The organism is Brevundimonas aurantiaca, assembly GCF_014199955.1.
GTDB lineage: Bacteria > Pseudomonadota > Alphaproteobacteria > Caulobacterales > Caulobacteraceae > Brevundimonas > Brevundimonas aurantiaca.
The window spans coordinates 353954-365764 of the sequence record NZ_JACHOQ010000002.1 but is presented as its reverse complement, the minus strand read 5'-3'; the positions used below and the strand labels follow the sequence as shown (position 1 = coordinate 365764).

Below are 11811 nucleotides of genomic sequence, written 5' to 3'. Positions count from 1 at the left end.
CTTGGCGCGGCGGTTTTCGCCCCCTAGACAGGGGCGATGAAACAATCCGTGAAGTTGATCGTCGGCAATTGGAAGATGCACGGCCTGACGGCCGCCCTGTCCGAAGCCGAGGCGCTGAAGACCGCCCTCTCCGCCACGCCGACCGAGGCCCGCGTGGCCCTGTGCCCTCCCGCCACCCTGGTTCATCAGATGAGCGCGGTTCTGAGCGGAAGCGCGATCGAGACCGGCGGGCAGGACTGTCATGACAAGCCGTCGGGCGCCTTCACCGGCTCGATCTCGGCGGAAATGCTGGCGGATGCGGGGGCCGGGCTGGTGATCCTGGGCCATTCCGAACGCAGGGCCGCCTTTGGAGAGACCGACGCCCAGGTGGCGGACAAGGTTCAGGCCGCCGTTGCGGCGGGACTGGAGCCGATCGTCTGCGTCGGCGAAACGCTGGAACAGAGACAGGCCGGCCAGGCCGTCGCGGTCGTCAGCGCCCAGGTGGCGGGCTCTCTGCCCCACGGACTGGCGGAGCGGACGTTTGCGGTGGCCTATGAGCCGGTCTGGGCGATCGGCAGCGGCCTGACCCCGAGCCTCGAACAGATCGCCGAGGTCCATGCGGCGATCCGCAGCGCCCTGATCGACCGGTTGGGCGAGGCGGCGCGCCGGGTCCCGATCCTGTACGGCGGCTCGGTCAAGCCGGACAATGCGGCCGATATTCTGGCGACGGCGGAGGTCGGCGGGGCCCTGGTCGGGGGCGCCTCGCTGAGGGCCGAGGACTTTCTTCCGATCATCCGCGCGGCCTGAACGACGCGGCAGGGCGGTCGGGCGCGGCTATAGGTTTGCCCCTGGGCGGCATCGGTGATAGAGGCCGCCGCTTGATCGGCGCAGCTCCGCGCCCACATGAATGACGCCATGCTCCAGACCATCCTGCTCGTCGCCATCATCCTGGTCGCCGTCTCCTTGACGGGCGTCGTTCTGCTGCAACGCTCGGAAGGCGGCGCCCTGGGCATGGGCGGCGGACCTTCGGGCTTCATGACCGCGCGCGGCGCGGGCAATCTGCTGACCAAGGTGACCTGGGTTCTGGCCGCCCTGCTGTTCGGCCTGACCATCATCCTGACCGTCGTCGGCAATATGGACCGCGCCTCCACCTCGGTGATCGACGCCGACGCCGTGGGCTCCCTGGCCACGACGCCCCGGCCCCAGCAACAACAGCCCGCCCAAGCCCAGCCGGCCGCCCCCGCCCAACCGTCGGCCCCGTCGCTGGACGATCTGGAAGCCAGCCTGCCGTCGGCGGCGCCGGCGCAGCAGCCGGCCCCCACCCCGGCCCAGTAAGGCCCCGCCGACCCAGAGTTCCGAAAGCGCGCCGCAGGGCGCGCTTTCTTCTTTTGATCAACAGTTCGATTCGCCGAGGCCCATGCGTCGTTCGCGAATCATGGAGTAAGGTGTCCGCCCATGGCTCGCTATGTGTTCATCACCGGCGGCGTGGTTTCCTCGCTTGGAAAAGGCCTCGCTTCCGCCGCTCTCGGCGCTCTTCTGCAGGCGCGCGGCTACAAGGTCCGCCTGCGCAAGCTCGACCCCTATCTGAACGTCGATCCGGGGACGATGAGCCCCTATCAGCACGGCGAGGTCTTCGTGACCGACGACGGCGCCGAGACCGATCTGGACCTGGGCCACTATGAGCGGTTCACCGGCGTGTCGGCGGCGAAGTCCGACAACATCACCACCGGCCGGATCTATTCGACCATTCTGGAGAAGGAGCGGCGCGGCGACTATCTGGGCGCCACCGTCCAGGTCATTCCCCACGTCACAGACCAGATCAAATCCTTCTGCCTGACCCCGGCCCTGACGGATGCGGGCGAGGACGTGGACTTCGTCCTGGTCGAGATCGGCGGCACGGTCGGCGACATCGAGGGCCTGCCCTTCTTCGAAGCCATCCGCCAGCTGGGCCAGGACCTGCCGCGCGGCAAGAGCTGTTTCGTCCACCTGACCCTCTTGCCCTTCATCAAGACGGCCGGTGAGATGAAGACCAAGCCGACGCAGCATTCGGTCAAGGAGCTGCGCTCGATCGGGATCCAGCCCGACATCCTGTTGTGCCGCTGCGAACAGCCGATCCCGCCCGAAGAGAAGCGCAAGATCGGCCAGTTCTGCAACGTCCGCGAAAGCGGCGTCATCCAGGCGATGGACTCGGCCGACATCTATGCGGTGCCGCTGGACTATCACCGCGAGGGGCTGGACAAGGAGGTCCTGGCCCATTTCGGCATCGAGGACGCGCCCGAGCCCGATCTGACGCGCTGGCGGGAGATCGCGCGGCGGCGGCTGCAGCCCGACGGCGAGGTCACCATCGCCGTGGTCGGCAAATATACGGTGCTGAAGGACGCCTATAAGTCCCTGATCGAGGCCCTGCACCACGGCGGGGTTGCGAACAACGTCAAGGTCAATATCGACTGGGTCGAGGCCGACACCTTCGAAGGCGATCCGGAAGCCTGTGAGGAGCGGCTTCAGGGCGCCCACGCCGTCCTGGTGCCCGGCGGCTTCGGCGAGCGTGGGTCGGAAGGCAAGATCGAGGCGGCGCGGTTCGCCCGCGAGCGCAACATCCCCTATTTCGGCATCTGTTTCGGCATGCAGATGGCGGTGATCGAGGCGGCGCGGAACCTGGCCGGTTTTCCCAAGGCCTCCTCGACGGAGTTCGGGCCTACGACCGAGCCGGTCGTGGGTCTGATGACCGAATGGACCCAGGGCAACCAGCGCGTCCTGCGCCAGCAGGGCGGCGACCTGGGCGGCACCATGCGGCTGGGCGCCTATGAATCGACCCTGGCCGAAGGGTCTCGGATCGCCGAAATCTATGGGACCACGACCATCAGCGAACGGCACCGCCATCGCTATGAGGTCAACATCAACTATCGCGAGGCGATCGAGGCCAAGGCCGGTCTGGTCTTCGCCGGGCTGTCGCCCGACGGCGTCCTGCCCGAAACTGTGGAGCGGCCGGACCACCCCTGGTTCATCGGGGTTCAATACCATCCGGAGCTGAAGAGCCGGCCCTTCGCGCCGCATCCGCTGTTCGCCAGCTTCATTGCGGCGGCCGTGGTGCAGAGCCGGCTGGTGTGAGAACGACGCTCACGGACCTGCGATTCCGGTTGGCGTCCTTTTTGCGATAAAATGCCTGGAACGGATCGAATTAGGACGATCCGACAGGATGGACCGTCGATGATCGGCGCCTTGCTCTATTACCTGCACCGGCATGTCCGCCTGGTGCTCATTGTCGCCGGCCTTGGGCTCATGTTCGGCGTCGGCGTGATCGGCTATGAGGTCGTTCGCGGCCTGGCGGCGGCGTCGGCCCACCCGGCGCAAACCGGGCGGGCCTGAGCCGTCAGTCGATCTTCAGCCGCATGAAGACCATGCCGCCGTCCGGATCGCCGCCGTAGATCGGCTCCAGCGCGTCCGGCACGCGGTTCATCGCATAGAGGGCGCCGAGGCCGAAGCGGACGCGCGGGGCGATCCGCCAGTCGCGGACGGCGCCCACAGACGCCTTGCCCACCGTGTAGAGCGGGCCGTGGCCGCCGTGATCGCCGGGGACCAGTTCGTCGGTCTCGATCCGTTCGGCCCGGGCGAAGACGGTCCAGCGGTCGTTCGGATGGAGGGCGGATTCCAGCAGCCAGCCGTCCTTGGATTCATCGTGACTGTTGGTCTTGCGGCCCCAGGCCAGGGTCGAGGACCACCAGCCGGTCTCGCCCAGGCGGCGGGTGTGGAGGACGCTGGCCGACCATTTGGTCTCGTCCTCGTCAGGCTCGAGCTGTTCCGGGGCCGAGACATCGGCGTAGGAGGCCTGGAGGGCCCAGTCGGACGACGGGTTCCAGGAGGCTCGCACCGACCAGCTGTCCAGTTTCGGCTCATCTATGCCCCAGCGTTCCTCGTCCGGCTCGCGCCCCTTGAAGGCCGAGGTCTCGATCTTGAACCGGTCGTGGGCCCAGCCCAGGGTCGTCACGCCGAAGACGATATGGGTCGAGTCCAGCCAGTGGTGGGTGATGGGCGCCTCGGGACTGTCCATCGCGCTCATCCGGTGCATGAAGGCGGGCGGGCCGAAGGCGGGCTCGCCGGGCAGGCCGATGTAGCCGTAGAGGCTGTCCTTTTCGGACAGGCGTTTCGAATAGCTGGCCGACAGCTCCATGAAGAAGTCGTGCGGATGCTGGCGGTCCACCAGGGGATCGACGCCGTTCGCCGTTTCGCCGGCGGCCAGCAGCAGCGGATAGCCGGACTTGCCCATCAGGGGGTCGGGGCTGAGCATGGCGCGCAGGTTCAGGGTCGAACCGTCGTCGAAGTCACGGCGAGCCGTCGTCATCAACATGCCCGAGGCGAAGGTCTTGTCGCCGCCGCGGGGGCCGGACTGGGTGTCGTAGGTCAGGTTCAGCAGGGCGTGGGTCATCACCGTCCAGTCGCCCCGGACGGTGTGGATTCCGGCGTGTTCGCCGGAATCGGGCTGCCAGCTGGTGCCGGAGGCGTCGCGGCTCATGGCCCAGGCGCCGTAGGGGCTGGTCATTGCGTGGGAGGCGTGCGGAGCCTCCGCGGGCGCTGCGGCGTGCTGGCCGTGATGGCTGTGGTCCTGGGCGGCCGCCGCTGAGGCGAGGGCGAGCAGGGAGACGCCGGCGCAGGCGCCGACGCGGATACGGGTGGCCATGAAAGGCCTCCTTTTCAATGATCGTGACTGAAGGAGCGCCGGAGGGCGCGGGGGTTCAGGTGATCAGGAGGCGGGGCGGGCCGGGCTCGGGCGACAGTCGGCGGCCCGACGGGAGGGCGGGTGAAACGGCGGTCAGGCGAAGCGGCGCCGCAGCCGTCTGCGGACGGGCAGCGGGCGGAATGGTCGGCGCCGCGACGCAGGCGACACAGCAGGCCATGGCCTTCATGGCCTTATCTGGGGCTTTGTCGGGGGCCTTGCCAGACGGGTCCGGCGCCTTGTGGCCCGTCTCGTGGCAGGGCGCCTCGGCCATGGCCGGGATGGCCGAGACGCCGAGGGCGCCCAGGGTCAGCACCGCAAGGGCGCCGACCAGCAGCAGAAGGGACGAGACGATCTTCACGACGCCAAGGATAGGCGTTGCACTCCCCCGTCGCAATGGATCGCCCGCGTCCTTCACCGCACCGGCTTCTTGTCGACCAGGGGCAGGCCGGGGGCGTCGGGCGGGGTTCGGCCGCCCGGGCCCAGTTCCCGCTGCATGAAGACGACGTCGCGCCAGTCGTCGTGTTTCCAGCCTGCCGCCTTGAACACCCCGGCGTCGGCGAAGCCGCGGGCGCGGTGCAGGGCGATGGAGCCCTGGTTCGCGGAGTCGCCGATCACGGCGACCATCTGGCGCAGGCCGAGCGCCTCGCAATGATTGATTAGTTGATCCAGCAGGGCGCCGGCGACGCCGCGGCCGCGGGCTTCTGGCGTGACATAGATCGAGTCCTCGACCATGTAGCGATAGGCCTGGCGGGTGCGGAACGGCCCGGCGTAGGCGTAACCGACCACGGCGCCCTCGATCTCGGCGACCAGGCGGGGCAGGCCCAGGGCCTGGACGGCGGCGAAGCGGGCGGCCATCTCGATCTCGTCCGGCGGCTCCAGCTCGAAGGTGCCGCGCCCGTTGGCGACGCTTTCGGCATAGATGGCGGTGACGGCCGCCATGTCGGCGGGGGTCGCCTCGCGGATCTGGACCTCAGGCCGCATCAGCCCAGCAGCCGCGCGGCCTGGGGGGCGAAATAGGTCAGGACGCCCGCGCAGCCGGCGCGCTTGAACCCGTGCAGGGTCTCAAGGATGGCCCGGTCCTGGTCCAGCCAGCCGTTGGCGATCGAGGCCTGCATCATCGCGTACTCGCCCGAGACCTGATAGGCGAAGGTCGGGACGCGGAAGGTTTCGGACACACGCCGGACGATGTCGAGATAGGGCATGCCCGGCTTGACCATGACCGCGTCGGCGCCTTCCGACAGGTCCATGGCGACCTCCTTCAGGGCCTCGTCGGAGTTGGCGTAGTCCATCTGATAGGTCTTCTTGTCGCCCTTCAGCGCCCTCGAGGAGCCGACGGCGTCGCGGTAAGGGCCGTAGAAGGCCGAGGCGTATTTGGCCGCATAGGAGAGGATCAGGGTGTCCTGGAAGCCGTTGGCCTCCAGGGCCTCGCGCACCGCCTGGATGCGGCCGTCCATCATGTCCGAGGGGGCCACGACGTCGGCGCCGGCGTGGGCGTGGATGAAGGCCTGTTCGGCCAGGCGATCCAGGCTGGCGTCATTGACGATCCGCTCGCCCTCCAGAACCCCGTCGTGGCCGTGGTCGGTGTAGCAGTCCAGCGCCACGTCGGTCATGATTCCGATCTCGGGCGCGGCGTCCTTGATGGCCTTGATACAGTCGGGGATCAGGCCGTCGGGATCGGTGGCGCCTGTGCCGACCGAGTCCTTGATCGCCCCATCGACGTTCGGGAAGAGGGCCAGCATCGGAATGCCGAGGTCGCGCGCCTCGACCGCCGCCTTTGCGGCTTCCTTGGGCGACAGGCGGAAGACGCCGGGCATGGAGGCGACGGGGACGCGGTCCTCGGCGCCGTCGTGGACGATCAAAGGCCAGATCAGGTCGGCCGGGGTCAGGACGGTCTCGGCGACCATGCGGCGCACCCAGGGGCTGGCGCGCAGACGCCGGGGACGGGCGAGCGGGAAGGGGGCAGGCTGGTAGGGGAGCATGGCGAGACCTTGGAAATCTGTCGCCGGACTAGCGCCGCCGGGGCCGGGGCGCAAATCGCGTGAGGATTCGGATCGTTTCAAGCGGGATAGCGGCTTGCGCCGGGCGACGAAATGCGAGCCTATCGCGACGAACTGAGGGAGACGAGATGATGAGACGATGGGCGGCGGGCGCGGCGGTTCTGGCCCTGGCGGCGGGACTGTCGGGATGTATCATCATCGCCTCCGACGGCGGCGACCGGACGGTGGTCGTGGACAGCGCGTCCTCGTCCGCCCCCGCCTATGTCTCCCTCTATGCCGACGCCGTCGCCGATCCGAAACGCCCGGCCGAGGAGGTGGCGCGCGATCCGCTGCGTCATCCGGCCGAAATCCTGGCCTTCGCCCAGGTCGCGCCCGGCGACAAGGTGGCCGACATCCGCCCCGGCGCCGGCTATTTCACCCGTCTGTTCTCGGACGTGGTCGGGCCGACGGGCCGGGTCTACGCCTTCGTGCCCGAGCGGACCATGACGCGGGAAAACCCCCTGGCCGACGCCCTGGTCGCGGCCTATCCCAATGTGACGCGGGTCAATGGTCTGCTGGACTCCATGACCTATGACCAGCCGCTGGACCTAGTCTTCATGAGCCAGGAGTACCACGACTTCCACATTCCCGGCTTCAACACCGATGTGGCCAGGATGAACGCCGCGGTCTTCGCCGCCCTGAAGCCCGGCGGCCGCTATGTGGTGATCGACCACCAGGCGGCGCCGGGGACGGGGATTTCGGCGGTTCAGACCCTGCACCGGATCGAGGGCGACTATCTGAGGCGCGAGGTCGAGGCCGCCGGCTTCGTCTTCGAGGCCGAGAGCCGGGCGGTCGCCAACCCCGACGACGACCACAGTCTGAACGTCTTCGACGCCGCCATCCGCGGCAAGACCGACCAGTTCGTCTATCGTTTCAGAAAGCCGGGCTGAGACCTCAGCGCCGGCGCGGGGCCAGGATGTCGGACAGCCAGTCCGGGGTTCCTTCGATCCGCTCCAGACGCGGATAGCGCAGGCCGTCGTGATAGTCGAAGGCGACGGTGCGGAACCGGTCGCCGGACTTGATCAGCAGCTCCAGGGGGGCGTCCGTCCCCTTGGCGGCCGTGACGGCGTCGCGCAGAACCTCCGCCGAGCCCGCCTTGCCGTTGACGGCGACAAGCGACCAGCCGGCGCCGATCCCCTGTTCGAAGGCCGGGCCGCCCCAGCGGATATTGGCCAGCTTGTCACCCGACAGGCTGAAGCCCAGCGAATATTGGAAGTCATTGGCCCAGCCGCCGTTCACCGCCTTTTCATCGGCGTTGGGCGTGTCGGTATAGGTCAGGCGCCAGCCGCCCCGTTCGATCCCCGCCAGGGGCGCGCGGGCGTCGGGGCCGACGGCGTCCAGCCGATCCCGCAGGAAGCCGGCCCAGTCGTGCGGATGGACCGCGTTCAGGGCGGCCACCACCTGATCGAAGGTGTAGCCCTGGGGCGTCCAAGAGCCGGCGCTGTGGCCGAAGAAGGCCCGGGCGAAGTCGTCGAGCGACTTGCGGCCGTCGGTCTCGGCCCGGATCAGGGTGTCGGCGTCCAGCCAGACCAGCAGGCTTTCACGATAGTAGTCGCCGGTGCCCCGCATCCAGGAGGGATATTGGCCGGGCACGCGGTAGCCCAGGAGATTGTGGTTGTTGGTGTCCTGAAGGGCGCGCCACTGACGGCCGGGCTGGTTGTCATAGAAGGCGGCGATCGAGGCCAGGGTCGCCAGGGCCACCCCCTTGGAATGCAGGCCCGAACGGGCGGCCAGGACATCGCCCCAATATTCCGTCTGGCCCTCATAGACCCACAGCAGGGTGTTCTGGGTCGGGACGTTGTGGTTGGCGGTCAGCTCATCCGCCGGGCGCATGAACTTGCCGTTCCAGGAGTGGGTGTATTCGTGGGGCAGAAGGGCGCGATCGCCGGCGCTCTTGGCCCAGTCGGTGAAGAAGCCGGGGGCGCCGGTGTTCTCGGAGGAGCGATGATGCTCCAGGCCGATGCCGCCCATCTGGTCGGTCAGGGCGAAGAGGAACTCATAGTTGTCGAAGTGACGGGCGCCGAACAGGCGGTCGGCCTGCTGGACCATGTTCTCGTAGAGCTTCAACTGCTCTTCGGTGGCGGCGAGACCCTTCTCCTCGTCGGCGAGGAGGTTCAGGTGGACCCTTGATTCAGACGGGGCGCCGTTCGGGTCGATATCGACGCGGCGATAGTGGGCGCCGGCGAAAACCGGGCTGTCGATCAGGGTGTAGAGGTCGGTGGTCTCCAGCCGCGCCACATCGCCGTCGCGGCCTTCGGTCTTCAGGGCCGTGCCGTAGCTCCAGCCTGCGGGCAGGCGGATGGAGGGGGCGACCTGGATCTGGCGGCTGTAGTAGCCGGCCGGATAGAGGATGGCCTTCTCCCACTGCAGATTGACCATGGCGGGGGTCATCAGGACGCGCCAGTTGGAGCTGTCAGGCTGGGTCAGCTGTTCGAAGGCCACCTCGATCGCCGTCACGCCCGCCGGAACGTCCAGGTGGAAGGCGTAGGGGTCGAGGGTGTCGCGCAGCCATTCCAGCCTCTGACCATTCGCCGTGACGGTAAGGCCGGCCAGCAGCTGGATGGGGCCGGTGGCGGCGTGGTTGCCCGGCAGATATTTCGGATAGAGCAGGGTCAGCGGGCCGGGCCCCGCGACCGGTATGGTCTGGCTGACGCGGATGATTCGCCGGTCCAGGTCGGTAATGTCGGCCCGGTACTGGATGACGCCGGGATAGGGCCTGTCCGCAGGGGCGGGGATGGCCGGTTGGGGCCGCGGCAGGGCCAGGGCCGCGTCGCGCGCCTCGACCACCACCGGCGTCGACTGGAAATCCTGGGCCAGGGCTGGGGCGGCCGTCATCAGGGCGGCGAGGCAGGCGGCGGCGGTCAGGCGGGTACGCGGCATCAGGTCATCCGAACGAGAGGGCAGATCTGCACCGTCGGGGAGCGGGCAAGGGGCGTCAAGTGCAGCGGGCGCGGTGCGGCGTTAGAGCCCCTCCGTCACGGCGCCGAGCGGCGCCGCGCCACCTCCCCACCCTGTGGGGAGGAGACGGTGTTGTCTCCTCCCTGTCGCGAGGCGATGGGGCGGCGGCTCGGAGCGAAGCGGAGAGACAGAAAGGGGTTCTATCGGCGTCAGCGTCGGCGCGGCGTCAGTATGTCGCCCAGCCGGTCCGGGGTTCCGGGGATGCGTTCCAGGCGCGGGTAGCGAAGGCCGTCGTGATAGTCGAGGACGACGGTCCGGTACTGGTCGCCGTCCTTGACGATCAGGGTGATCGGCACGGCGGGGTCCTTGGCGGCGGTGACGGCCTCGGCCAGTCGGTCCGGCTTGGCGGCCTGGCCGTTGACGGCGACGATCTCCATGCCCGGCGCCAGGCCGGCCTTGAAGGACGGACTGCCCCACTGGACGCTGCGGATCGCATTGTTCTCGCCGGTCTGCAGGCCCAGGGAATAGGTGAAGTCGTTGCGCTTGAACTCGCCGTACAGGGTCTTCTGATAGGCGGTCGGGGTCTCGCCGTAGGTCAGCCGCCAGCCGCCGCGCTCCAGCCCGTCCAGGGGCGCGCGGGCGTCGGGACCGACGGCGTCCAGGCGGGCGCGCAGGAAGGCCGCCCAGTCGTTCTCGACTACCCCGTTCAGGGCCGCCACCACGTCTTCGAACGCATAGGGCGCCGGTTCGAAACTGCCGTCCTGGACGCCGTAGAAGGCGCGGGCGAAGTCGTCGAGCGACTTGCGCCCGCCGGTCTTCTCACGGATCGTGGTGTCGACGTCGAGCCAGATCAGCTGGCCCTCGGAATAGTAGTCCTCGTCCCTCTGCCAGGACAGCCAGGCCTTGGGCCGGCGCTGGCTGATGATCGGGTCGTTGGTGGTGTCCTGAAGCGCGCGCCAGCCGCGCCCGACCCGGTAGTCATAGGAGGCCGCCGTCATGGCCAGGGAGTCCATGGCCTGTTCCTTGGTCAGAAGGCCCGAACGGGCCGCGACGACCTGGCCGTAGTATTGGGTCTGGCCTTCATAGACCCACAGCAGGCTGTTCTGCATCGGGCTGTTGAAGTTAGGCACATACTGGTCCGCCGGGCGACGCCATTTGCCGTCCCAGGAGTGGTTCATCTCGTGGCTGAGCAGATCGCGGTCGCCCAGATGGGTGGCCCAGCCGGTGAAGAACTCGGGATCGACCGAGTTCTCGGAGGAGCGATGATGCTCAAGACCGATGCCGCCCAGCTTGTCGGTCATGGCGATCAGGAAGTCGTAGTGGTCGAAATGGCGAGCGCCGTAGAGGCGGTCCATCTGGGTCACGAGGTTGCGCAGGATCTGGACCTGCTCGTCGGTGGCTTCCAGGTTCTTGGCCTCGTCGGCGACGATGTTGGCGCGAACCGGAGAGCGGCCGCCGGGATCGAGATCGATCTGGCGATAGTGGAGGCCGGCGAAGACGGGACTGTCGATCAGGACTTCCAGATTGACCGGCTTGAAGGTCTGGAGGTCGCCCTCCTTGCTCTCAGGCTCCAGGGCCGTGCCGAACCGCCAGCCGGTGGGGAACTTGACCGTGGGATGGACCATGATGTTCCGCGACCAGTGACCGGCGGGATAGAGCAGCATCTTCTCCCACTGGATGTTCAGCATCTCGGGCGTCATCGTCACCCGGCCCTGGGCGCCGCTGGTCGGCGACAGGTGCTGCATGGCGATCTTCAGCTCGGTCGCCCCGGCCGGAACCGTGATGTGATAGGCGAAGGGGCTGAGGGTGTCGCGGACCCATTCGACCCGCCGGCCGTTCGCGGTGATCTCGATCCCCGCCAGCTGGGTGATCGGCCCGACCGGACCGTGGTTGCCCGGCAGCCATTCAGGGAAGAACAGGACCATGGGCCCGCTCTGGGCGACGGGAAGAGTCTCGGTGATCGAGAAGATGTGCTGGCCCAGGTTGGTCGCGTCGATTTCCAGACCGATCACCCCCGGATAGGCGACGTCGCGCGCCGCTGGGATGGGCGTCAGGGGCGCCGGCAGGGCGGGCGCCGCCGTCGACGCCTGTTGCGCCAGGGCGGCCGGTGCGGCGGAGGCCAGCAGGAGGGCGAGGCCGACGGCGCGAAGGCGGGTGCGGATCATGGACGCGGACTTTCGAACT

The 11811-nt window shown here is 68.3% G+C and carries 11 protein-coding genes; 5 read left to right on the top strand and 6 right to left on the bottom strand.

The genetic code is table 11. The annotated features are described in order from the left end of the window. Positions 1–36: 36 nt before the first annotated feature. The 4 genes from tpiA (at position 37) to GGQ93_RS05845 (ending at position 3345) form a co-directional block, all read left to right on the top strand. Positions 37–786, top strand: a complete 750-nt coding sequence (gene tpiA / locus GGQ93_RS05860; RefSeq protein WP_054765577.1) for a triose-phosphate isomerase — start codon at positions 37–39, stop codon at positions 784–786. 108 nt (positions 787–894) lie between these two features. Continuing rightward, positions 895–1314: a preprotein translocase subunit SecG gene (gene secG / locus GGQ93_RS05855; RefSeq protein WP_370513356.1), complete on the top strand. Its 420-nt coding sequence runs from the start codon at positions 895–897 to the stop codon at positions 1312–1314. Positions 1315–1434: 120 nt separating this feature from the next. Then, on the top strand, positions 1435–3087 hold the full coding sequence (gene pyrG / locus GGQ93_RS05850; protein WP_054765579.1) for a CTP synthase: 1653 nt from the start codon (positions 1435–1437) through the stop codon (positions 3085–3087). A gap of 99 nt (positions 3088–3186) precedes the next feature. Further along, complete coding sequence (locus GGQ93_RS05845; protein ID WP_183215693.1) at positions 3187–3345, top strand: hypothetical protein; 159 nt, start codon at positions 3187–3189, stop codon at positions 3343–3345. Positions 3346–3349: 4 nt separating this feature from the next. On the opposite strand, the gene GGQ93_RS05840 is transcribed toward GGQ93_RS05845, so the two are convergent. The 4 genes from GGQ93_RS05840 to hemB are packed head-to-tail and all read right to left on the bottom strand — an operon-like array spanning position 3350 to position 6672. Further along, positions 3350–4654 (bottom strand): hypothetical protein, encoded by a 1305-nt coding sequence (locus GGQ93_RS05840; protein WP_183215691.1) that lies wholly within the window; start codon positions 4652–4654, stop codon positions 3350–3352. Positions 4655–4709: 55 nt separating this feature from the next. Further along, positions 4710–5051, bottom strand: a complete 342-nt coding sequence (locus GGQ93_RS05835) for a hypothetical protein (protein ID WP_152950118.1) — start codon at positions 5049–5051, stop codon at positions 4710–4712. Positions 5052–5104: 53 nt separating this feature from the next. Continuing rightward, positions 5105–5674, bottom strand: coding sequence for a GNAT family N-acetyltransferase (locus GGQ93_RS05830; protein WP_183215690.1), 570 nt, complete (start codon positions 5672–5674; stop codon positions 5105–5107). Next, on the bottom strand, positions 5674–6672 hold the full coding sequence (gene hemB, locus GGQ93_RS05825; RefSeq protein WP_183215689.1) for a porphobilinogen synthase: 999 nt from the start codon (positions 6670–6672) through the stop codon (positions 5674–5676). Before hemB ends, GGQ93_RS05830 begins: the two co-directional genes overlap by 1 nt. Positions 6673–6818: 146 nt before the next feature. Between hemB and GGQ93_RS05820 the strand changes: the two genes are divergently transcribed. Beyond that, positions 6819–7619, top strand: a complete 801-nt coding sequence (locus GGQ93_RS05820) for a class I SAM-dependent methyltransferase (RefSeq protein ID WP_221233574.1) — start codon at positions 6819–6821, stop codon at positions 7617–7619. Positions 7620–7623: 4 nt separating this feature from the next. Here the strand turns inward: GGQ93_RS05820 and GGQ93_RS05815 are convergent, their stop codons facing one another. Further along, positions 7624–9609, bottom strand: a complete 1986-nt coding sequence (locus GGQ93_RS05815) for a M61 family metallopeptidase (RefSeq protein WP_183215687.1) — start codon at positions 9607–9609, stop codon at positions 7624–7626. 227 nt (positions 9610–9836) lie between these two features. Further along, on the bottom strand, positions 9837–11792 hold the full coding sequence (locus tag GGQ93_RS05810) for a M61 family metallopeptidase (RefSeq protein WP_183215685.1): 1956 nt from the start codon (positions 11790–11792) through the stop codon (positions 9837–9839). Positions 11793–11811: the final 19 nt, after the last annotated feature.

What these genes read in the sequence shown, in the direction of transcription:
- tpiA (WP_054765577.1), top strand. Translation starts at nt 37, where the DNA reads ATGAAACAATCCGTGAAGTTGATCGTCGGCAATTGGAAGATGCACGGC.
- secG (WP_370513356.1), top strand. Translation starts at nt 895, where the DNA reads ATGCTCCAGACCATCCTGCTCGTCGCCATCATCCTGGTCGCCGTCTCC.
- pyrG (WP_054765579.1), top strand. Translation starts at nt 1,435, where the DNA reads ATGGCTCGCTATGTGTTCATCACCGGCGGCGTGGTTTCCTCGCTTGGA.
- GGQ93_RS05845 (WP_183215693.1), top strand. Translation starts at nt 3,187, where the DNA reads ATGATCGGCGCCTTGCTCTATTACCTGCACCGGCATGTCCGCCTGGTG.
- GGQ93_RS05840 (WP_183215691.1), bottom strand. Translation starts at nt 4,654, where the DNA reads ATGGCCACCCGTATCCGCGTCGGCGCCTGCGCCGGCGTCTCCCTGCTC.
- GGQ93_RS05830 (WP_183215690.1), bottom strand. Translation starts at nt 5,674, where the DNA reads ATGCGGCCTGAGGTCCAGATCCGCGAGGCGACCCCCGCCGACATGGCG.
- hemB (WP_183215689.1), bottom strand. Translation starts at nt 6,672, where the DNA reads ATGCTCCCCTACCAGCCTGCCCCCTTCCCGCTCGCCCGTCCCCGGCGT.
- GGQ93_RS05820 (WP_221233574.1), top strand. Translation starts at nt 6,819, where the DNA reads ATGATGAGACGATGGGCGGCGGGCGCGGCGGTTCTGGCCCTGGCGGCG.
- GGQ93_RS05815 (WP_183215687.1), bottom strand. Translation starts at nt 9,609, where the DNA reads ATGCCGCGTACCCGCCTGACCGCCGCCGCCTGCCTCGCCGCCCTGATG.
- GGQ93_RS05810 (WP_183215685.1), bottom strand. Translation starts at nt 11,792, where the DNA reads ATGATCCGCACCCGCCTTCGCGCCGTCGGCCTCGCCCTCCTGCTGGCC.